The organism is Amycolatopsis sp. NPDC003731 (genome assembly GCF_053586895.1).
On record NZ_JBSFNC010000031.1, the window covers coordinates 14,922 to 35,920 of the forward strand.

Genomic DNA, 20,999 nt, shown 5'->3' on the forward strand with positions numbered 1-20,999 from the left:
TCTCCTTGCTAGCGGCCCAGCCGTGGCGCGGCGTGCTGCCACGCGGCGACGGCCAGGGTGTCGAGGTCGAGGCCGGTCGCTCCGGCGTCGCGGAGGAGGACCAGCACGCCGTCGGCGGCGATGGCGACGGTGCGCAGGCGCAGGCCGGGTTCCGGCCGGCCGGGCAGGGTCAGGACCTGCTGGTAGGACAGGGATTGCGCGCCGGGGACGGCAGGGCCGGTCCCGACGGTGGTGGTCGACTCCGTGGGGAGCTCCCCGTCGTTGACGGTGACGCGGGCGCAACGGCGGGCCTGCGCGGCCCAGGCGGTCAGGTCGGGTGGGTGCGGGGTGCGCGCGACGAGTTCGGACAGCTGCCCGCCGGGTACCGCCGTCTGGAAGCCCTGGCCGGTGCCCGCGCCGGGGCGCAGCAGGCGGCCGTGGACGACGTCGGCGCAGTCCCCGGTGTCGCTGCGGTCCGAAGTGGACAGTGCGGTGGCGAGGTCGAACACGTCGCGTGCCGCGGGCCGTCCGGGGATCGTCTCGGCGGGCAGGAGCGCGGCCGGCGGGACGGCGGGTGGCGGGGGAGCCGGGACCGCCGTCGCGGGTTTGGCCGGGGAAATGGTGACCACGGCGGCCGCGGCGATCAGCAGCGCGGCCGGGGGAAAGCGAATTCGGGCAGCCATGAACAACCCTTCCGGGAGCATTCTCGGGGGAGGTGCGGCCCCTGCGCTGGAACCCTTCGCCGGGAGCACGTCGAGCGACGGCCGATCCGGCGGCACGGCGAAGGCTACGCCGGGAAATCGGTTACCGGAAGCACCTCAAGACGGCGTAAACATCGTCGTGCACAGCGGGTGAGCTGCTGGATTGCAGGTTACTGGCGAGTTCGGCAAGCGCTTGTGGCACGGCCGTCCGGGATTGGTCACGCTGCGCGACCGTCGCCTCACCCCTGCGGGGGAGTTTGTTTTCCTGCCATTCACATTGTCCGCTCACATAGTGGGCAGGACAATTGCGCTCGTGGGCGCAATTCCTTTAGCTTGGCCGCACCTTCGACGATCGGGGAAAGGAAACGCATGCGCCCTTCGGTGAGGTGGTTCACCGCCCTGGCGGCCGCGGTGTGCGTGCTGCCCGGCACCCCCGCGCCGGCCGCGGCCGACGTCCCGGACGCCCGGGCCGACGACGGCTCGCACGTCGTCGCCCAGACCACTGTGGACGGTGACGCGCGGGTGCTCGACCTGACCGTGCGCTCGACCGGCGTCGGGGCGTACGCGATGGTCCGGCTGATCCTGCCGCAGAACTGGGCCGGCGGCCGCTGGCCGGCGGTCTACCTGCTGGCCGGCGAGACGCGGCTGCAGGACTACCGCGGCTGGAGCGCGAACACCGACGTCCGGCAGCTCGCCGACGACGCCGGCGTCCTGGTCGTGATGCCCGGCTCGGGCTCCGCCGGGTTCTTCAGCGACTGGTGGAACTACGGCAAGGACATCGCGCTCAACCAGTGGGAGACGTTCACCGCCGTCGAACTCCCGCAGCTGATCGACCGCGGCTACCGCGGCGACGGCCGGCGCGCGGCCGCCGGGCTGTCCCTCGGCGGTTACGGCGCGTTCGAACTCGCCGCCCGGCGGCCGGGCGTGTTCCGGTACGCGGCCTCCTTCAGCGGCAACCTCAACCCGTCCGGAGCGGGCGGCGACCTGCTGACCAGCGCGATCGTCACGTCGGCCCACCTCGACCCCGAAGCCCTGTGGGGCGACCGGCGCCGGGAGGCCGCGCGCTGGGAAGCGCACGACCCGCTGGTGAACGCGGACCGCCTGCGCGGCACCGAGCTGTACCTTTCGGCGGGCAACGGGCTGCCGGGCCCGCTGGACGCCAAGCTCCCGATCGACGTCCTGCCCGGCGCGATGCTCCTCGAGTTCCTCTGCGGCGCCCAGACGACGGCGATGGCCGGCCGGCTGCGCGCCCTCGGCGTCCCGGCGACGGTGGACCTCTACGGGCCGGGCACGCACCAGTGGGCGTACTGGCAGGAGCAGCTGCACAAGACGTGGCCGCGAATGCTGCAGGTGCTGGCGTCGTGAAACCGTCCTATGTGGTCACGGGCGCGGCGGGCGGCATCGGCCGCGCGTGCGTGGCGGAGCTGGTCCGGCGTGGCGCCCACGTGTGGGCGAGCGTGCGGTCCGACGCGGACGAAGCGGACCTCGGGCGCGCGTACGGCGACGCGGTCACGGTGCTGCGGATGGACCTGCGTGACGAGGCGTCGATCGCCCGTTGCGGCGAGCGCGTTGCGGCGGCCGGACCGTTGCGGGGACTGGTGAACAACGCCGGCCTGGCCCGGCCGGGACCGCTCGAGCACGTGCCCCTGGCCGCGTTCCGGGAGCAGCTGGAGGTGAACGTGACGGGCCAGCTGGCGGCGACGCGCGCGATGCTGCCGGCGCTGCGGCGCACGGAGTCGGCGCGCGTGGTGACGATCGGCTCGATCGGCGGCCGGATCGCGGGACCGATGGTCGGGCCGTACCACACGTCGAAGTTCGCGCTGGTGGGGTTGACCGACAGCCTGCGCGCGGAGCTGGCCCCGGAGGGGATCCGCGTGGTGCTGGTCGAGCCGGGAGCGGTGGCGACGCCGATCTGGCCCCGGGCCCGCGCGGCGGCCGAGGAGGTGAGGGCCGGATTGTCGCCGGCGGCGTTGGAGAGGTACGGGGAGCAGCTGGCCGCGGCGGAGAGGAGCGCGGCCCGGTCGGCCCGGACGGGAGTACCCCCGCGCCGTGCGGCGGAGACGGTGGTCCGCGCGCTGACGACCCGCCGTCCGGCGCCGAGGTACCTGGTGGGCCGGGACGCCCGGCTGGCCGCGGTGCTGGCGAACTTGCCGTTCCGGGTGAGGTACCACCTGACGGCGGCGAAGCGATGAGCCGCCTGGTCGTGATCGTCGCGCCCGGCTCGCGGGGTGACGTCCAACCGTGCGTCGCCCTCGGGCGGGGCCTTGCCGCGCACGGCGATCGCGTCCGCGTCCTGGCCGCCTCCGCGTTCCGGGAGCTCGTCGAATCCCACGGCCTCGGCTTCGCGCCCCTCTCGGCGGACCCGGCCGCCCTGCTCGGCTCGGCCGTCGGGCAAGCGTGGACCGGCGGCAGGCGGTTCCTCTCCGGGCTGCGGGCCGTCCTCCGGCCGGTGCTCGACACGCTCCTCGCCGACGTCCACGCCGGGGCTGCCGGCGCCGACCTCGTGCTCGCTCCTTCGCTCGGCTTCCTCGGCGCGCACCTGGGCGCCCACCTCGGCGTCCCCGACGCCGAACTGCACTACCAGCCCAGCGTGCCGACGCGTGCCTTCGCCCACCCGCTCCTGCCCCAAGCCACCCGGCTCGGCCCCTGGGCACGGCACCTCAGCTTCACCGCCGTCGACGCCGTCGCCTGGCAAGTCCTCCGGCCGGAAATCGACCGCTGGCGCGCCGAGACGCTCGGCCTGCCCAGAACCGGACGAAGAGGCCCGCGGCGGCGGTCGGCCGTCCTGTGCGGATTCTCCGACGCCGTCGTGCCGCGGCCACCCGACTGGCCCGCCCGCGTGCACCTCACCGGGTACTGGTTCCTCGACACCGCCACCCCGCGGCCGGACCCGCGGCTGCGTGACTTCCTCGCCGCCGGCCCACCACCGGTCTACGTCGGCTTCGGCAGCATGCGGCCCGCCGACGCCGAGCGGACGTCCGACGTCGTCCGCGCGGCGTTGCGCCGGGCCCGGCTGCGCGGCGTCCTCAGTACCGGGGCGGACGCCGATGACGTGCTGGTCGTCGGCGATGTCCCGCACGATTGGCTGTTCCCGCGCACCGCCGCGGTCGTCCACCACGGTGGCGCCGGGACCACCGCCGCCGGGCTGCGGGCCGGGGTGCCGGCACTCGTCTGCCCCGTCTTCTCCGACCAGCCCTACTGGGGCGACCGGGTGTCGAAGCTGAGCGCCGGCCCGAAACCCGTGCCGCTCGGGGAGCTGGACGTCGACACCCTGACCGCGCGACTCCGGGAGCTGACCGGAAACCCGCTGTTCCGGCGCGGCGCCCAGTACGTCGGCGCACGCCTGCGGGCCGAGGACGGCGTGGCCCGCGCGTGCTCGCTGCTGCGTGCGGGCTAGGCGGTCGCGAAGACGGCCAGGAGCAGGCCGGTGCCGATGATCAGCACGCACGCCGCGATCGTCGTGCGGCGGTAGTGCAGGATCAGCGCCGCGAACTCGCGCAGCAGCGCGCTCGGCAGGAAGTACCGGGCCGTCGGGGAGCCCGTCGCGTGGAACGGCAGGCCGAGCCGCCGGCACTCGACCGCCGTCCGGAACACGTGGTAGTTGCTGGTCACCGCCACCACCCGGCGTGCGTCGGCGGGGAGCAGTTCCGCCGAGAACCGGAGGTTTTCCTCGGTCGTGCGGGCCTGGTCCTCGCGCCGGATGCGGTCGTCGGGGACACCGCGGTCGCGTAGGTACGCCTCCATCGCTTCGGCTTCGGTGACGGTCTCGCCGGGACCCCGCCCGCCGGAGACGACGAGCAGCGGCGGCGTCGCTTCCCGGGCGTGGAGCCGGATCGCGCGGTCGAGCCGCCCGGCGAGCAGCGGCGGCACGCGCTCGCCGTCCAGGCCGCAGCCGAGCACGATGATCGCGTCGAACCCGCCGCGGCGCCCGATCCGGCTGTACACCACGGAGTAGACCAGCAGCGACAGGAAGAGGAAGCCGAAGTACCCGGCCAGCACGGCGGCGACGGCCACCAGCGCCGAACCCCACCGGCCCAGTGGCGCGAACGCCAGCGCTTCGAGCGTGACCAGCCCGGCGCCCAGGCCGAGCGACAGCAGGTTTCCCGCGCTGCGCCCTTCCCGCTGCCACATCCGCACCCCGTTGGCGATGAGCGCGGTCGGCAGCACGAGGGCGACGAGCACCGCGACGACGCCGAGCAACCCGAGCAGCACCGGCATCAACCACTCGAGGTGCAGTGCGGCGCGCAGCAGCCACAACGAAGTCAGCAGCAGCGCCAAGCCGAGCCACACGGCGTTGCCCAGCCGCCGCGGCTCGCGCGCCACCCGGACCGCGAACACGACGAGGGCCACCCCGGCGGCAACCGGCAGCACCGCACCGGCGACGTTCACCCGGCCTCCCCTGGAATCACCGGAGAGCCTAGCCGCCGTGGCCAGGACGGGTGATCTGGCAGGGTGGACGCCGTGACCGATCGGCATCCGGCGTTCGTGCTCCACGGGCACTTCCGCCCCCGGCACCACTTCGACCTCCGCCTGGAGGAGGACGGCGTGCTGCGGTCCTGGGCCGTCCCGCGCGGCCTCCCGCCGGACCCGGGAAGCGACCGGCTCGCGGTGGCGGTGCCCGACCACGCGCTCGACCACCTGGCGTACGAGGACGACACGAAGAAGATCGCCGACACGGGCTGGTGGGAGGAACACGACCGGACGGCCAAGCGCATCCTGTTCACGCTGCACGGCCGGGCTGGGGCGGTGCGGTACGCGTTGATCCGCACCGCCCGCGACTGGCTCCTGCACCGCACCCGCGACCAGCCGGGTGAGGCGGCGTAGCGACCCGGCGGCACGACGTCGCCCGTGGTCGGTCAGGCGGGCGAAACACCGGGGCCGGCATAAGACCGCCGCGCCGGGTGCATCGCTCGGTGGGCCCAATACCCCAGCACGCCCAGCAGCGTGATCTCCAGGAGCATCATCAACCGCTCGACCAGGCCCGTCGCCACCGTCGGCAGGTGGCCGCCGAACACGACGTTCACCGCGAACGGGACGATGAACGGCAGGTAGAACGGGATCGCCCCCAGGGCCAGGCGCCGGGACCAGGTCGCGAACCGGCGCCAGCGCGGGTCGTCGCGGTGGCGGCGGCCCAGCGCCCAGCCGACCACCGGCAAGCTCAGGCACGTCACCGCCGAGGCGTACAGGTGGATCTTGCCCGTCGCCGTGATCGCGCCACCCTGCGGGTCCTTCGCGAACACCACCACCGCCAACAGGCTCACGCACCACAGCACCTTCGCCGCGACGAGCGCCGGATCGGCCAGGAGGCCACGGCGGTAGAGCGCGACCAGCAGCAGCGCCGATCCCGTGCTCGTCAGCAGCAACGCGCTGTCCCACAGCCACCGGCCCGGGCTCAGCGCGTAGTCGCTGAGCATCGTGCTGACCGGGTCGAGGGGCGCGAGCCTGCGGTCGACGTGCAGCACGGCGAGCAGGACGAGGGCGCCGGCGAAGGCGGCGAGCGCCCCGGGGACGAGCAGGCGGGCGCGCAGGCGGGGACGGACGGGTGCGGGACACAGCATGTAGGGAGACACTCCGGGGCGGTTCGGCTGGTTCAGGCGCAGCCGCGCACGCTACCCGTGACCTTTCCGTGACCATTGCCGACGCGCCCGCGCTGTGACGCAGGACACCGTCAGTGGTCGCCGTCCTGGGGGATTTCGGCCGAGTCCGTGAGCCGCAGCTTGCGCCGGGCCCGCTGGTAGAACGTCGTCATCCCGAGCCGGACCACCCGCGCCGCGCTCGGCCGGGCGCGCAGGTCGAGGCGCTCGCCGGGGGAGACGTACCCCTCGACCTGGCCGTCGACCTCCACCGCCAGCCGGCCGCTGGTCGGCAGCAGCTCCAGCGTCACCTCGTCGTGCACCGAGAGCACCACGCCCCGGCTGTACGCCGAGTGCGGCGCCGCCGGCGTCACCAGCAGGGCTTCCACCGACGGGCTGGTGATCGGGCCGCCCGCGGAGAAGCTGTACGCCGTCGAGCCGGTCGGCGTCGCCACCACCACCGCGTCGGCCGAGTAGCTCACGAACGGCTGGCCGCCGACCCGGACCGCGACCACCGCGCTGCCGTCGCCGGGCACGCGCACCACCGCGATGTCGTTGAACGCCGTGATCCGCCGCCCCTGCAGCACCGCGTCCACGGCCAGCCGCGGCTCCACCGTGAACTCGTGGTCGTCGATCGCGGACAGCGCGCCGGGCAGGTCGGGCACGTCGACCTCGGCCAGGAAGCCGAGCTTGCCGAGGTTCACCCCCAGCACCGGCGCGCGCTGCCCGTCGGCCAGCCGCATGGCCCGCAGCATCGTGCCGTCGCCGCCCAGGCTGACCAGCAGGTCGGCCCGCCGCCCGAGCTCCTCGGCCGACACCCCCTCCGCCGCGCAGTTGAGCCGCACGATCTCGTCTTCGATGCCGAGGATTTCGATGTTCCGGTTGCCCGCCCAGCCGAGCACGGCTTCGACGGCGGCCGCGGAGTCGCGGCGGGGGTGCAGCACGAGTCCCGCGGAGTGCATGTCAGCGGCCCCGGACGGGCGAAGAGAGCGTCATGCGCTCAGTCTGCCCCCTCCCGCCGCCGGTCGCCGCGAGAAGCGCAGCGCGCCGTCGTCGATCCGCCCGTGCCGGAGCTTGACGACGTCGTGCGCGTAGCTCATGCCCAGCTGCCACGGTGCCCGCGAACCCGCCTTCGGGAACTCGTCGATCGACCGCTGGACGTACCCGGCGTCGAAGTCCAGCAGCGGCCGCTCGGTGACCGCCGGGTCGTCGTTGACCGGCACGGCCTGGTCGTAGCCGTTCCGGTCGAGGTGGCGCAGCAGCCGGACGACGTACTCGCCGACCAGGTCGGCCTTGAGCGTCCACGACGCGTTCGTGTAGCCGATCGTGAAGGCGAAGTTCGGCACGCCGCTGAGCATCATGCCCTTGTAGGCCATGGTCTCCGGCAGCTTCACCGGTTCGCCGTCCACCGACAGCTCGATGCCGCCGAAGGCCAGCAGCCGCAGCCCGGTCGCGGTGACGACGACGTCCGCCTCCAGCTCGCCGCCCGATTCGAGCCGGATGCCGTGCTCGGTGAAGGACGCGATCCGGTCGGTGACGATCGAGGCGTCGCCGCGCTTGATGGACCGGAACAGGTCGCCGTCCGGGACCAGGCACAGCCGCTGGTCCCAGGGCTGGTACCGCGGCTTGAAGTGGGTGTCGACGGCGTACCCGGGCGGCAGCTGCTTCACCGTGGCCTTGCGGATCAGCCTCTTCACCACGCCGGGGCGGCGCCGGCTGAGCTGGTAGATCAGCGTGCTGACCGCGACGTTCTTCCAGCGCGCGATCGGGTACGCCAGCCGGGGGCCGAGCAGCCGGCGCAGCCGGTTGGCCAGTGCGTCCTCCGATGGCAGCGAAAGGATGTAGGTGGGGGAGCGCTGCAGCATCGTCACGTGCGCCGCGCGGTTGGTCATCGCCGGGACGAGGGTCACCGCGGTCGCGCCGCTGCCGATGACGACGACCTTCTTGCCGGCGTAGTCGAGGTCCTCGGGCCAGTGCTGCGGGTGGACGACCGTGCCGCCGAAGTCCTCCAGACCGGGGAACTCGGGCGTGTGCCCGGCCGCGTAGTCGTAATAGCCGCTGCACAGGTACAGGAACTTCGCGGTGAACTCCACCGGCTTCCCGTCGTGCTCGGCCTCGACCGTCCACAAGGCGTCCTCGGTGGACCAGGCGGCCCGGACGACTTTGTGCCCGAAGCGGATGTGCCGGTCGATCCCCGCGTCGGCCGCGGTGTCGCGGACGTACTTGAGGATCGACGGGCCGTCCGCGATGGCCTTCGCGTCGGTCCACGGGCGGAACCGGTAGCCGAGGGTCTGCATGTCCGAGTCGGACCGCACGCCGGGGTAGCGGAACAGGTCCCAGGTGCCGCCGATCGCGGCACGGGCTTCGAGGATCGCGTAGCTCTTGCGCGGGAACGCGGTGCGCAGGTGGTGGGCGGCGCCGACGCCGGACAGCCCGGCGCCGACGATGAGGACGTCGAGGTGTTCGGTCATGTCAGACGGTCTCCGTCCGCCGGGCGCGCTGCAGCACGCGGGTCAGCACGGCGTTGTAGTGGGTGGGGGTGATCCGGGCGAGCGCGTCGAACAGGTAGGCGTCCGGGCCGACGAGGATCCGGGCCTTCCCGCGGTCGACGCCGGCGTGGATGATCGCCGCCGCCTTGTCCGGCGACGTCATGGTCATGGCCTCGAACTGCGCGGCCATCTGCTCGTGGCTGCGGCCCCGGCCCTCGGGATCGCGGCGCACCCGGGCGTTGCGGGCGATGTTGGTCGTGATGCCGCCGGGGTGGACGGTCACCGCGCGGACGTCGGTGCCGCGCAGCTCCTGCCGCAGCGACTCGGTGAAGCCGCGGACGGCGAACTTCGCCGCGCAGTACGCGCTCTGGTACGGCACCCCGAGCAGGCCGTACACGCTGGAGGTGTTCACGATCGCGCCTTCGCCCTGCTCGACGAGGATCGGCAGGAACGCCCGCGTGCCGTGCACGACCCCGTGGAAGTTGATGTCGTGCAGCCAGTCGTCGTCCTCGGGAACCGCGTCGAGCACCGACGAGGTGACCGCGACGCCGGCGTTGTTGAACACCGCGGCCAGCGGCGCCGGGAGCCAGTCGCGGACCTCGGCGGCGAACCGCAGCTGGTCGGCCGCGTCGCGGACGTCGAGGACGCGGGTCAGCACCTTGCCGGGCAGCGCGGCCGCGGTGGCCTTGAGGCCGTCTTCGTCGACGTCGGCGAGGGCGACCGGCGAGCCGAGCCGGGACAGCCGGCCGGCCAGCGCGCGGCCGATGCCGGACGCCGCGCCGGTGATGACCACCGGGCGGCCGGTGAGACTACGAGGTCGTGACATCGCTGCTCCTCGCGTGCTGGTCGATCAGGTCGAGGATCGTGGGCCAGGCGCCTTCGGGCAGGTCGTGGCCCATACCGCGGACGGTCTCCAGCCGCGCGCCGCGGATGGCCCGGGCGGTGGCGGCCCCGCCGGTGGGGTGCACCATCCGGTCGCGGTCGCCGTGGATCACCAGCGTCGGCGCGGTGATCTTCCGCAGCAGCGGGGTCCGGTTGCCGGACTTCATGATCGCGGCGAGCTGGCGGCCGACGCCGCCGGACGTCGGATCGCGGTCCCAGCCCGTCCCGGCCAGCTCGCGCACGAACGCCTCGTCGAACGGGAAGCCGTGCGAGCCGATGTGCCGGAACATCCGGACGGCGCTCTCGACCGCCTCTTCGCGTGACTTCGGCGGCTTCGCGCCCATCATCCGCAACGTCGAAAGCGCGGGCCGGCCGAGCAGGCGCGACCCGGTCGTCGACATGATCGACGTGAGGGTGCGGATCCGTTCGGGGTACAGCGCGGCGGTGGTCTGGGAGATCATGCCGCCCATCGAGACGCCCGCGATGTGGGCGGTCTCGATGTCCAGCGCGTCGAACAGGCCGGCGGTGTCGGCGGCCATGTCCGTCAGGTCGTACTGCTGTGCGGGGAACCGGCCGGCGAGCATGCCGAGCAGGCTCGGCGGCCGGAACCGCGGGTGCGTCGAGCGGCCGGCGTCGCGGTTGTCGAACCGGATGACTTCGTACCCGCGCTCGGCGAGCCGCGCGCAGAAGGCGTCCGGCCAGCTGTGCAGCTGCTGGCCCAGCCCGGCGACGAGGACCAGCGGCTCGGCGCCGGTGTCCCCGATCCGTTCGCACGCCAGGGAAATCCCGCGTCCGACCTCGGCGATCTGCTCGGTCAAGAAACACCTCCGATGGTGGTCCGGCGGCGCACGACCGCGCGGCCGCCCTTGGCCGGGGCGTAGGCGACACCCCGCGAGTGCCAGCGTTCGCCGGGCTCGGTCGTCGGTACCAGCGTGAAGTCCCGCAGCAGGGTCCGCAGCACGACGGTCATCTCCATGGTCGCGAAGGCGGCGCCGAGGCAGCGGCGGGTGCCGCCGCCGAACGGGATCCACTGGTAGAGGTCCGGGCGCGTGCCTTCGAAGCGGTGCGGGTCGAAGGCGGCCGCGTGCGGGAAGACGGCGTCGTCGTCGTGGATCAGGGCGATGCTGACGAGGACCGCGTACCCCTTCGGCAGGGTCCACCGGCCGAGCCGGAAGCCGTCCTGCTTGACCTGCCGGGCGGTGAGGTCGATGACCGGGCGGGTGCGCTGGACCTCGAGGATGGTGGCGTCGAGGAGCTTCGGGTCTTCGGACAGCTCGGCGAGCAGCGCGGGGTGGCGGCGGAGGCGTTCCACGGCCCAGGCCAGCGTGGTCGCGGTCGTTTCGTGGCCGGCGGTGAGGAGGGTGAGGAGCTGGTCGGAGATCTCTTCGCGGCTCAGCCCGGACCCGTCGTCGTAGCGGGTCTGCAGCATCATCGAGAGGACGTCGTCCTTTTCTTCGGCGCGCGCCTTGGCGATCAGCCGGTCGACGATGGCGTCGTACTCGCGGCGCATCCGTTCGAACCGGCGCCACGGGTTGAAGCGGCCCTTCTTCGGGATGGGCAGCACGGCCAGCCGCGAGCCGAGGGTGACAAACGGCGGAAGCAGTTCGCGCAGCTCGGCGAACTCGGCCCCTTCGGCGCCGAAGACCGCGCGGAGGATGGCGTTGAGGGTGATCCGCATCATCGACGGCAGCGTGGCGAACGCGCGGTTTTCGGGCCAGCTCGCCAGTTCCCGCACGGTTTCTTCCTCGACGATCCGCTCGTACGCGGCGAGCCGCCGGCCGTGGAAGGGCGGGACCAAGAGCTTGCGCTGCCGTTTGTGCTCGTCACCGGAGAGGGCGAACATCGACCGCGGCCCGAGCACGCGCCCGAGGTTGACCTCGAGGTTGTCGACGAGTTCGGGTCCGGAGGTGAACAGCTGCTTGATCTCCGCGGGGCTGCTGATCACCACGGCGTTGCCGAAGATCGGCACGTTGACCGTGAACGCGTCCCCGTAACGGTCCTTGAGCCGCCGCATGCCGCGCAGGGGCTGGGTGAGCGCATAGGCGCCCTGGACGGCGCGTGGCGCGGTGGGCCCCGGTGGCAGCGTCGCGGGGCGTGTCATGGTCGTCATCGACCCTCCCGGAAGGTGGTACGCGAACGTACCGTCGGTACGGTACGCCGGTGTACCATCCCGTTTCAAGGGAGGGGTATAGCGTGACTTCCGTGGACGTCGACACCCGCCGGCACCGGCAGCGCCTCTTGGACGGGCTGGCCGGGTCGATCACCGAGGTGGGCTTCCGCGACACGACGGTCGCCGACGTCGTCCGCCGCGCCCGCACGTCCCGCCGGACGTTCTACGAGCACTTCTCCAGCCGCGAAGAGTGCCTGATCGCGCTCCTGGCGGAGGCGAACCGCTCGATGATCCAGCAGATCTCCGAGGCGGTGGATCCACAGGCGCCGTGGAAAGCCCAGGTGCGCCAGGCGATCGAGACGTGGATCGCCTGTGCCGAAGCCGAGCCGGCGATCACGCTGAGCTGGATCCGCGACGTACCGGCGCTGGGCGCCGCGGCCCGCGAACTGCAGCGCGACGTGATGGAAGCGTTCATCACGATGACCCAGCAGCTGACCGACACACCTGCACTGCGCGCGGCGGGGATCAGCCCGCCTTCGCGGCAGCTGTCGATCATGCTCCTGGGCGGGTTGCGCGAGCTGATCGCCACGACGGTGGAGGACGGCGGCCGGGCCGGGGACGTCACCGAGGTCGCGGTGCGCGCGTCGATCGCGTTGCTCGGCCCGGCCTGAGCAGCAAATCTTTCTGTATAACGTCATATATGGCGGTTCAATCCGCGATTTTTCGAGCCACCCCGCCGTAGAGCTGAGTATTGGTGTAGGGATCATTCGAAATGTCGCCCGGGCCGCCCGGGCGCCACAAGGCGCAGCCGACCAGGCCGGGTTCGATGAGCTCGAAGTCGCCGAACATCGTCTCGACTTCCTCGTACGTGCGGGTGGTCGCCTGGTCCTGGCCGCGGGCCTGGTTGAAGTTGCCCACGGCGGTGTTGATCCGGTTGCCTTCCTGGTCGCTGATCATGTGCGAGATGGCCAGGTAGCTGCCGGCCGGGACGCGGCGGCGGTACTCGGCGAGCAGGGTGTGCGGGTCGCTGGCGTCGGGGATCCAGTGCAGCATGGCGACCATCAGCAGCCCGATCGGTTCGGTGAAGTCGAGGCGGCGCACGTCCGGGTCGGCGAAAAGGTCGTCGGGGCCGGTGAAGTCGGCGTGCGCGATGGTGGCGTTTTCGCTGGTGCGCAGGAGCATCTTGCTGTGCGCGACGGCGATCGGGTCGCGGTCGACGTAGACGACCCGGCAGCGCGGGTCGATTTCGCCGGCGATCTGGTGGACGTTGCCCACGGTCGGGATTCCCGAGCCGATGTCGAGGAACTGGCGGATGCCCAGGTCCATCAGGGTGCGCACGACCCGGCCGAGGAACGCGCGGTTGAGCCGGGCGACGTCCCGGATGCCGGGCATGATCTTTTCGGCCTGTTCCGCGGCGGCGCGGTCGGCCTGGAAATTGTGGGCGCCGCCCAGCAGGTAGTCGTAGGTCCGGGAACTGCTGGGTTTCGTCGTATCGATACCCGGAGGGACCCATTCCTCTTCTTGATGTTGTGTCATCGTGCACCTCGCTCACCGTCGAACGAAGAACATACTCACTCACGCGGCGTCCGCGATTACGCCATAGGTGTGACGGCAATTCAGCCGATGGGTGCTGTCGCGTGCCGCCGATCGGGCCTAGGGTGGCAGTCCTCTTCCGGACTGCCAAGGAGAGGAAATGACCGTCCCGGTCGCACCAGGCCGCCGGCTCCTGCTGGGACACACTCCGTCGTTGTTGCGGCGGCGCGTCGGGTTCACGTCTTCCCTGCGTGCGCACGGCGATATGGTGCGCTTGTTCCTCGGTCCGCTGGAGACGTATTTCCTGACGAGCCCGGAGTTGGTCAATCACGTTCTCGTCACCCAGGCGACGAGCTTCTCGAAAGGGATCATCTTCGACCGTTTCCGGCCGTTCATGGGAAACGGGCTGGTGATGTCGGAAGGTGCGTTCCACCTGCGGCAGCGACGGCTGGTGCAGCCCGCCTTCCACGCGGCGCGGCTGGCGGCGTATGCGGACACGATGGTGCGTGCCACCGATGAGCTGACCGGTACTTGGCGGGCGGGTGAGGTGCGCCGGCTGGACGCCGACATGCAGCGGTTGGCCATCACCGTGGTCGGGGAGACGCTGTTCGCGACCGAGCTCGGGCGGAGGGCGGTCGCGGAGGCCCGCCGGTCGATCCCGGTGGTGCTCAAGGCGGGGATGGTGCGGGCGTTGTCGCCGCGGGTGCTCGAACACGTGCCGGTCGTGCCCGCGAACCGGCGGTTCGACCAGGCCGTGGACCGGCTCCGGGGGATCGTGCACGAGGTCATCGCCGGGTGGCGGGTCACCGGGGAGGACCACGGGGATCTGTTGTCCATGCTGATGCTGGCCCGGGATCCGGACACCGGTGAGGGCATGACCGACGACCAGGTCTACGACGAGGTGGTCACGCTGCTCACCGCGGGCAGCGAGACCAGTGCCGTGGCGTTGACCTGGCTGTTCCACGAGCTGGCGCGGCACCCGGAGGTGGCGGGTCGGGTGCGGGCCGAGGTGGACGAGGTCCTGGCCGGCCGGGCGGCCACGTTCGCCGACGTCGGGAAGCTGCCGTACCTGCGCCGGGTGGTCGGCGAGGTGCTGCGGATGTACCCGATCTGGATCCTGATGCGGCGGGCGCTGCGGGACGTCGAGCTCGGCGGGGTGCGGCTGCCCGCCGGGACGGAGGTCATGTTCAGCCCGTTTTCGCTGCACTTCGATCCGCGGTTCCACGAAGACCCGGAGCGGTTCGATCCCGATCGCTGGCTGCCCGAGCGGGCGGCGCGCGTCCCGAGGGGGGCGTACATCCCGTTCGGTGCGGGTGGCCGGCAGTGCCTCGGGCAGGCTTTCGCGCACACCGAGATCACGCTGGTCGCGGCGACCGTGCTGGCCGGGTGGGAGCTGTTCCCGGTGCCGGGGGTGCCGGTGCGCCTGACGGTGACGTCGGCGGCTTATCCCGATCGGATGCCGATGACCGTGCGGCCCCGGCGCGCGGTCTGATCCGTTTTTTCGATCGTTTTGTTCGTCTGATTTCCTTCGGAGGTATGTTCCCGTGTCCGAAATCCGTGGTGGGATGACGCGCGCCGCCGGTCGTCGCCGGCGGGGCATCGTGCTCGTGCTGGTGGCTCTGGGCTTCCTGCTCCTGCCCGTTTCCGCGAGAGCGGAGGGCGCGAGCTGCCGGGACGTGTTTTTCCCGGTGACGCTCGTGGCGCTCCCGCAGACGATGCACGGCACCCTGTGCGTGCCCGCGGGGGGTGCGAACACGGTGCAGGTGCTGATTCCCGGCGGCACGTACAACAGTTCGTACTGGGACATCGGGTACCAGCCGGAGATCCGGTCGTACCGGCTGGCGATGAACAACGCCGGGTACGCCACGCTGGCGCTCGACCGGCTGGGTACCGGGGGCAGCACGACTCCGCCGAGTGCGGTGCTGACGACGGTCACCGAGGCCGCGGTGGTGCACCAGGTGATCCAGGCGGTCCGGTCCGGCTCGCAGGGGGCGCGGTTCGGCAAGGTGATCCTGGCCGGGCATTCGTTCGGGTCGGGTACCGCGAGCATCGAGGCGGGGACGTTCCGGGACGTCGACGCGGTGCTGGTGACCGGGCTGGCCCACAAGCTGAACCTGACCGGGACGGCGGCGGTGTTCGCCGCGACCTATCCGGCCCTGCTCGACCCGCGGTTCGCCACGGGCGGCTACGACCCCGGTTACCTGACGACGACGCCGGGCAGCCGGTACGCGATCTTCCACGCGCCGGGGCCCAAGGTCGACGGCGCGATCGCCTTCGACGAGGCGACCAAGGACACCTCGGCCTACGAGCAGGCGGCCGACCTCTTCCCGATCGGCATCATCGCGCCGTATTCGCTGCTGATCAATCGCCCGGTGATGGTCGTGCTGGGCCAGGACACGGTGTTCTGCGGGCTGCTGGCGACCGATTGTGCGTCGGCGGGCGGGATCAAGACGTCGGAGGCGCCGTACTACGCGGCCGGAGTGGATCTGACGACGTATGCGCTGCAGGGCTACGGGCACGCGATCAACTACGCGCCCAACGCGCCGGACTACTTCCGGGCGGTGATCGGCTGGGCCGATCGCAAGGTCGGCCGCTGAGGCCGTGACCAGCGGTCTCGAAAGTTTCGACGGGCGGCGAGCCGTGTAAGTTTCACGGTTCGGTTGTCCTTTGTGGACCGCGGACAGTGGTCCTGAGGAGGCAAAGCGGCCCGGTCCGGCGCCGGAAGCGGCTGGGCCGGTGCGCGTGCATTGACAATCACGCTGCCGGAAGTTCAGGCTTGCCCGACGCATGTTAGCGATAACAGTCTTGCTTGGACGAATACCGATCTGGCCGTCCAACGGCGGGTAGCTGACCGGGAGAAGATCGTCATGAACAGAAGAAGCATCAGCCGCAGGAGCCGGCACCTGATGGCCGTGTCCGCCGCCGCGGCGACGGTCGCGGTGACGGCGTTGTTCGGGGCCGGCGCCGCGGAAGCCGACGCCACCGGCGCCCTGCGCGGCGTCGGTTCAGGCCGCTGCCTGGACGTCCAGAACGCGAACCAGGCCGACGGCACGGGGGTACAGATCTACGACTGCTCGGGCGGTGCCGGCCAGCAGTGGACGTCGACCGCCAGCGGGCAGCTGACGGTGTTCGGGAACAAGTGCCTGGACGTGGCCGGCAGCGGGACCACCGCCGGTACCAAGGTGCAGATCTGGACCTGTCACGGCGGGGCCAACCAGCAGTGGCGGGTGAACTCCGACGGCTCGGTCGTCGGAGTCCAGTCCGGGCTCTGCCTGGACGTCACCGGCGCCGGCACGGCCAACGGCACCGCGGTCGCCATGTGGACCTGCCACGGCGGCAGCAACCAGCAGTGGACCGGCCTGTCCGGCACCACGCCGACCACCACCACGACGACGACCGGCGGCGGCACCGGCTGCTCCCTGCCCTCGACCTACCGCTGGTCCTCCTCGGGTGCGCTGGCGCAGCCGAAGAACGGGTGGCTGTCGCTCAAGGACTTCACCAACGTCGTCTACAACGGCAAGCACCTGGTCTACGGCTCGACGGTCAACTCGTCCGGGTCGTACGGCTCGATGGCCTTCAGCCCCTTCACGAACTGGTCGGACATGGCTTCGGCCGGCCAGAACGGGATGAACTCCGGCACGGTCGCCCCGACGCTGTTCTACTTCGCGCCCAAGAACATCTGGGTGCTGGCCTACCAGTGGGGGCAGTGGCCGTTCATCTACCGCACGTCGAGCGACCCGACCAACCCCAACGGGTGGTCCGCGCCGCAGCCGCTGTTCACCGGCAGCATCTCCGGCTCCGGCACCGGCCCGATCGACCAGACCCTGATCGCCGACGGCTCGAACATGTACCTGTTCTTCGCCGGTGACAACGGCAAGATCTACCGGGCGAGCATGCCGATCGGGAACTTCCCGGGCAGCTTCGGGTCGAACTACACGACGATCATGAGCGACACGCAGGCCAACCTGTTCGAGGCCGTCGAGGTCTACAAGGTCCAGGGCCAGAACCAGTACCTGATGATCGTCGAGGCGATGGGCTCGGGCGGCCGCTACTTCCGGTCGTTCACCTCGAACAGCCTGAGCGGTTCGTGGACCCCGCAGGCGGCCAGTGAGAGCCGGCCGTTCGCGGGCAAGGCCAACAGCGGTGCGAGCTGGACCAACGACATCAGCCACGGCGACCTGGTCCGCACCAACCCCGACCAGACCAAGACCATCGACCCCTGCAACCTCCAGTTCCTCTACCAGGGCAAGGACCCGGCAGCGGGCGGCGACTACAACCGCCTCCCGTGGCGCCCGGGCGTGCTGACGCTGCAGCGCTAGCACCTGAGTGATCCGAGGAGGAGCCCCAGCCGAGCACCGGCTGGGGCTCCTCCTCGTTTTCGTGAATCACCGGAAATGGCGCCGAGACCCGTTTTCCGCGACGTCCGTGCCACCCGGTCGGGTTGAAAAGGTTTATGCGGCGAATACCGGGTCCCGGCGCCGGGTTCACTCGTCAAGGCGATCATGATCTTGTTCCGGTGGCCGGTTCGCCGAGCCGTCGGTTAGCGTGATCCCGGCCCGGGAAACGGCGCGCCACAAGCGCTTCGCCGACCGGCTTCCCCGAAGGCGTCCGATCACGAGAGCCTTCGTTTTCGATCAAGGGCAGGGTTGGCTGCTGAACCGGAGAAGGTTATGTCATTCGGCAATGGCGCGACGACGATTCCGCGGGCGCGACGCCCCCGCGCCGGGCGGGCCGGCGGGGTACTGGCGGCGCTGCTGCTGGCCGCCGCCTCGCTCGGCCCGGACGCGCACGCCTATCCCGCGCGGGTGCAGGTGTTCGTGGCCAACAGCGGTTCGGACAACGTCACCGTGTACGACACCCGGATGCAGGAGGTGGTCGCCACCGTCCGGGTCGGCCGGTCACCGGTCGGCGTCGGCGCGGCCCCCGGCGGGGACCGGGTCTACGTCACCAACGAGCTCTCCGACACCGTTTCGGTGATCGACGCCCGCACGTACTCCACCGTGGCCACGGTGCCGGTGGGCCTGCACCCGTTCGGTGTGGCGGTCGCCGGTTCGCACGCCTACGTGACGAACTTCGGGGCCGACACGGTCTCGGTGCTCGACACCGCGACGAACACGGTCGTGCGGCAGATCCCGGTGGGCCGGTTCCCGCACAGCCCGGCTGCCAGCCCGGACGGGCGCCGGGTGTACGTCACCAACAACGGTGCGGCCACTGTGTCGGTCATCGACGCCGGGACCGACCGGGTCGTGGCCACGCTGCCGGTGGGCCGCTTCCCGGCCGGGATCGCGACCAGCCCGGCCGGCGACCGCGTCTACGTGGCCGCGACCGGCGCCAACAGCGTGAACGCCATCAACGCCGCCGGGCCGACGCTGATGACGACGCAACCGGTCGGGGAGGTGCCGATGGGGGTCGCGGTCACCCCGCGCGGGCAGGTCTACGTCGCCAACGCCGGCTCCGGCACGGTGTCCCTGCTCGGCCGGAACCCGCCGGTGACGATCCCGGTGCAGGGCGAGCCCGAAGGCGTGGCGGCGGCCCCCGACACCAGCTACGTCTTCGTCACGAATTCGGCGTCGGGCTCGATGTCGGTGATCGACATCGCGACGAACACGGTCGTCGCGACCGTGCCCGTCGGCAGCGAACCCGAGGGCCTCGCCGTGACGTCCTGACCTCGGTTCACCGCGGGCGGCCGGACGGCGACGGTGAGTACGTCACGGTCGTCCCCCCGCGCACGCAAGTCGCCGCCGGAGACGCCGGAGACGTCGGTGCGACTGTGAGTGCAACGACGTCGGCGCCGCACACCGGCGGTGGCGCCGCACCGCCGGAGGCGAACCCCACCACCGCGGCCACCGCGCCCGCCGCCACCAGCCCGCCGGCGCCCGCCCACGCGAGGCCGCGCCGGGACCGCACCGGCGCTTCGGCCGGCGACACGCGCGGGCGCGCCACCACGTCGATCGCGAACGGCTCCGAACGCTCCGCCCGGAAGTCCTCTTCGCCGGCGAGGAACCGGCCGTACACCGTGAGCGCGACGGCCCGCGTCCGGGACAACGCGCCCGTGACCGTCGCGGGATCGCCGTCGGGGCAGAGGAACCCGTGCAGCAGCACGAGCGGGCGGCCGTACTCGTCGCGGGGTTCGCCGCCGGATTCCACCTCGGTCACGGCGTGCTCGGCCCAGACCAGCACCCCGTACGGTGTCGGCGCGGCACGCGATGGCACGTCGTCCAGCGGTGTCGCGGTGGCTTCGAGGAACCCGTGCTCCGGCAGGAAGCCCGGCACCAGCAGGGCCGAGTAGCCGCGCCGCCGTCCGCGGGCGATCAGGAACGGCCACGCCCGGCCGGTCACCAGTCGCCCCAGCGGTCGCCGCCGAGGCGGGACACCGGCAGTTTCGCTTCAAGCACCGCGACCTGCCGCTGCAGCTCGCCGACCACGCGCCGGCGGGCCTGGACGTAGTGCTCGGCCAGCTGGTCGGCCTCGCCGAGCCGGGCCATCCGGGCGCCGCGCTCGGCCGGGTCGTCGTGCGGGCGCAGGGTGTCCAGCAGCAGCATCAGGCTCGACTCGGCGACCAGGCCCGCGCCGACCGCGGAGGCCAGCACCCGCGCGGCGTGCGCGGTGAGGTAGCCGCCGAGGGTTCGCAGTGCCTCGGCCGGGCCCATCCGCAGCCGCCGTTGCGCGGCCTCGAGCAGCTCCGCGCGGGTGGCCCGGTCGAGGGCGAGTTCGGTCTGGCGCAGGATGTCCGGCACGACCACCGACAACGCGGCTTCGACGTTGCCGGGCCGGAAGTGCCCGTCGGGCTTCTTCCGGACCATGCCGTCCGAGAAGACGGCGAAGTCGTGCCCGACCGCGGTCACCGGGATCAGCCGCACGATCCGGCGGGCGCTGTGCACCTTGACCAGGTCGGCGAACCCCGGCGTCCGCATCAGCCGGTCGCGGACGATCCGCAGCCGCTCGTTCTCGTCCGGGTGCAGGTGGTCGAGCAGGTCCCACTTGGTGATGACGAAGACGATCGGGCTGCGCACCGGCAGCATCGCGTTGATCATCGCGTCGAGGGACGCCTCGAGCATCAGCATGCCCCGCTGGTCGCCCTGTTCGGCCTGCAGCAGGCGGAAGCCGTCGATGATGCCGACGAGCGCGTCGGCGTCGGCGATCGCTTCCAGCAGCGTCGCCTGCGCGGTCGAGCCCGGCGCGTCCGGGTCGGTCAGCAGTTCGCCCGGGTACTCGAGGTAGCCGAGCTTGACGACGGGTTCGGCCGCGCCGGCGACGTCGGTCAGCACGCTGAACTCGAACTCGCGCAGTTCGCCGCGGGTGGTGCCGCGCGGCCACTCTTCGTGGACGTCGGCCGCCTTGCGGTACCACCGGTTCAGCTCGATCAGCTGCTCGTGCGGCACGCGCAGGTAGAAGCCGCGGTCACCCGGGGTCTGCAGCCGGCGGTAGATCCCGGTCAGCAGCAGCGTCTTGCCCGAGCCCTGCAGCCCGAGTGTGACGATCCGGAACGCCGGGATCCCGCCGGGCGGGCCGGCGAGGAGCGCCGCGGGCCGGTCCGCGCGGCGGCGGCGTCGTCGCCAGAGCAGCACGGCCACCAGCGACAACGCGAGAAGGATCAGCAGGACGCTCACGGTTTGTCCCCTTCCGTCATCGAGACGGAGCCGCGAGCCGCCGGGGAAATACGCCGGGAACGCCGGTGTATCTGCCGGACGTTTCCGGGCTCTGTCCGGCACAGCTCCCACTGCGGAAGGAA

General features: G+C 71.8%; 20 protein-coding genes. 9 read left to right on the forward strand and 11 right to left on the reverse strand.

The window, feature by feature from the left end; all coding sequences use genetic code 11:
• Window positions 1–8 precede the first annotated feature (8 nt).
• Window positions 9–662, reverse strand: a complete 654-nt coding sequence (locus ACWDN5_RS15745; protein ID WP_449676795.1) for a hypothetical protein — start codon at window positions 660–662, stop codon at window positions 9–11.
• A gap of 387 nt (window positions 663–1,049) precedes the next feature.
• On the opposite strand from ACWDN5_RS15745, the gene ACWDN5_RS15750 reads away from it, so the two are divergent.
• The 3 genes from ACWDN5_RS15750 to ACWDN5_RS15760 are packed head-to-tail and all read left to right on the forward strand — an operon-like array spanning window position 1,050 to window position 4,077.
• Window positions 1,050–2,045: an alpha/beta hydrolase gene (locus tag ACWDN5_RS15750; RefSeq protein WP_449676796.1), complete on the forward strand. Its 996-nt coding sequence runs from the start codon at window positions 1,050–1,052 to the stop codon at window positions 2,043–2,045.
• Window positions 2,042–2,872 carry an SDR family NAD(P)-dependent oxidoreductase gene (locus ACWDN5_RS15755; protein ID WP_449676797.1) on the forward strand — a complete coding sequence of 277 codons (831 nt, stop codon included), beginning with the start codon at window positions 2,042–2,044 and terminating at the stop codon, window positions 2,870–2,872. Before ACWDN5_RS15750 ends, ACWDN5_RS15755 begins: the two co-directional genes overlap by 4 nt.
• Window positions 2,869–4,077 carry a glycosyltransferase gene (locus ACWDN5_RS15760; RefSeq protein ID WP_449676798.1) on the forward strand — a complete coding sequence of 403 codons (1,209 nt, stop codon included), beginning with the start codon at window positions 2,869–2,871 and terminating at the stop codon, window positions 4,075–4,077. Before ACWDN5_RS15755 ends, ACWDN5_RS15760 begins: the two co-directional genes overlap by 4 nt.
• Here the strand turns inward: ACWDN5_RS15760 and ACWDN5_RS15765 are convergent.
• Complete coding sequence (locus tag ACWDN5_RS15765) at window positions 4,074–5,069, reverse strand: YdcF family protein (protein ID WP_449676799.1); 996 nt, start codon at window positions 5,067–5,069, stop codon at window positions 4,074–4,076. The two genes, ACWDN5_RS15760 and ACWDN5_RS15765, sit on opposite strands and share 4 nt — an antisense overlap.
• A 72-nt stretch (window positions 5,070–5,141) precedes the next feature.
• Between ACWDN5_RS15765 and ACWDN5_RS15770 the strand changes: the two genes are divergently transcribed.
• Window positions 5,142–5,504, forward strand: coding sequence for a DNA polymerase ligase N-terminal domain-containing protein (locus ACWDN5_RS15770; protein ID WP_449676800.1), 363 nt, complete (start codon window positions 5,142–5,144; stop codon window positions 5,502–5,504).
• 32 nt (window positions 5,505–5,536) lie between these two features.
• On the opposite strand, the gene ACWDN5_RS15775 is transcribed toward ACWDN5_RS15770, so the two are convergent.
• The 6 genes from ACWDN5_RS15775 to ACWDN5_RS15800 all read right to left on the reverse strand — a co-directional run bounded on the left by ACWDN5_RS15775 (window position 5,537) and on the right by ACWDN5_RS15800 (window position 11,734).
• Entirely contained in the window at window positions 5,537–6,238 is a 702-nt protein-coding gene (locus tag ACWDN5_RS15775) for a DUF998 domain-containing protein (protein WP_449676801.1), read from the reverse strand.
• Window positions 6,239–6,348: 110 nt separating this feature from the next.
• Window positions 6,349–7,215, reverse strand: coding sequence for an NAD(+)/NADH kinase (locus ACWDN5_RS15780; RefSeq protein ID WP_449676802.1), 867 nt, complete (start codon window positions 7,213–7,215; stop codon window positions 6,349–6,351).
• Between the two features lie 30 nt (window positions 7,216–7,245).
• Window positions 7,246–8,724, reverse strand: coding sequence for a flavin-containing monooxygenase (locus ACWDN5_RS15785; RefSeq protein ID WP_449676803.1), 1,479 nt, complete (start codon window positions 8,722–8,724; stop codon window positions 7,246–7,248).
• Window position 8,725: 1 nt separating this feature from the next.
• Entirely contained in the window at window positions 8,726–9,568 is an 843-nt protein-coding gene (locus tag ACWDN5_RS15790; protein WP_449676804.1) for an SDR family NAD(P)-dependent oxidoreductase, read from the reverse strand.
• Window positions 9,552–10,442: an alpha/beta fold hydrolase gene (locus tag ACWDN5_RS15795; protein ID WP_310976145.1), complete on the reverse strand. Its 891-nt coding sequence runs from the start codon at window positions 10,440–10,442 to the stop codon at window positions 9,552–9,554. The genes ACWDN5_RS15790 and ACWDN5_RS15795 overlap by 17 nt, the downstream gene beginning before the upstream one ends.
• On the reverse strand, window positions 10,439–11,734 hold the full coding sequence (locus tag ACWDN5_RS15800) for a cytochrome P450 (protein WP_449676805.1): 1,296 nt from the start codon (window positions 11,732–11,734) through the stop codon (window positions 10,439–10,441). The genes ACWDN5_RS15795 and ACWDN5_RS15800 overlap by 4 nt, the downstream gene beginning before the upstream one ends.
• 83 nt (window positions 11,735–11,817) lie before the next feature.
• Between ACWDN5_RS15800 and ACWDN5_RS15805 the strand changes: the two genes are divergently transcribed.
• Entirely contained in the window at window positions 11,818–12,405 is a 588-nt protein-coding gene (locus ACWDN5_RS15805; RefSeq protein ID WP_310976143.1) for a TetR/AcrR family transcriptional regulator, read from the forward strand.
• Window positions 12,406–12,442: 37 nt separating this feature from the next.
• Here the strand turns inward: ACWDN5_RS15805 and ACWDN5_RS15810 are convergent, their stop codons facing one another.
• A complete protein-coding gene (locus ACWDN5_RS15810) occupies window positions 12,443–13,270 on the reverse strand; it encodes an SAM-dependent methyltransferase (protein WP_449676806.1) in 828 nt (275 codons plus the stop codon).
• Between the two features lie 157 nt (window positions 13,271–13,427).
• Here ACWDN5_RS15810 and ACWDN5_RS15815 point away from each other — a divergent pair, with 157 nt between their 5' ends.
• The 4 genes from ACWDN5_RS15815 to ACWDN5_RS15830 all read left to right on the forward strand — a co-directional run bounded on the left by ACWDN5_RS15815 (window position 13,428) and on the right by ACWDN5_RS15830 (window position 18,933).
• Window positions 13,428–14,759 carry a cytochrome P450 gene (locus tag ACWDN5_RS15815; RefSeq protein ID WP_310976141.1) on the forward strand — a complete coding sequence of 444 codons (1,332 nt, stop codon included), beginning with the start codon at window positions 13,428–13,430 and terminating at the stop codon, window positions 14,757–14,759.
• Between the two features lie 52 nt (window positions 14,760–14,811).
• A complete protein-coding gene (locus ACWDN5_RS15820) occupies window positions 14,812–15,864 on the forward strand; it encodes an alpha/beta hydrolase (protein WP_310976140.1) in 1,053 nt (350 codons plus the stop codon).
• 270 nt (window positions 15,865–16,134) lie between these two features.
• Entirely contained in the window at window positions 16,135–17,586 is a 1,452-nt protein-coding gene (locus ACWDN5_RS15825) for a non-reducing end alpha-L-arabinofuranosidase family hydrolase (RefSeq protein WP_310976139.1), read from the forward strand.
• Between the two features lie 351 nt (window positions 17,587–17,937).
• Window positions 17,938–18,933: a YVTN family beta-propeller repeat protein gene (locus ACWDN5_RS15830; RefSeq protein ID WP_449676807.1), complete on the forward strand. Its 996-nt coding sequence runs from the start codon at window positions 17,938–17,940 to the stop codon at window positions 18,931–18,933.
• A 7-nt stretch (window positions 18,934–18,940) separates the two neighbouring features.
• Here ACWDN5_RS15830 and ACWDN5_RS15835 read toward each other — a convergent pair whose 3' ends face one another.
• Both ACWDN5_RS15835 and ACWDN5_RS15840 read right to left on the reverse strand, forming a co-directional pair.
• The gene (locus ACWDN5_RS15835; RefSeq protein WP_449676808.1) at window positions 18,941–19,606 is read right to left on the reverse strand and encodes a hypothetical protein; all 666 of its coding nucleotides are present in this window, start codon (window positions 19,604–19,606) and stop codon (window positions 18,941–18,943) included.
• Window positions 19,603–20,877, reverse strand: coding sequence for a hypothetical protein (locus ACWDN5_RS15840; RefSeq protein ID WP_449676809.1), 1,275 nt, complete (start codon window positions 20,875–20,877; stop codon window positions 19,603–19,605). The genes ACWDN5_RS15835 and ACWDN5_RS15840 overlap by 4 nt, the downstream gene beginning before the upstream one ends.
• Window positions 20,878–20,999 lie beyond the last annotated feature (122 nt).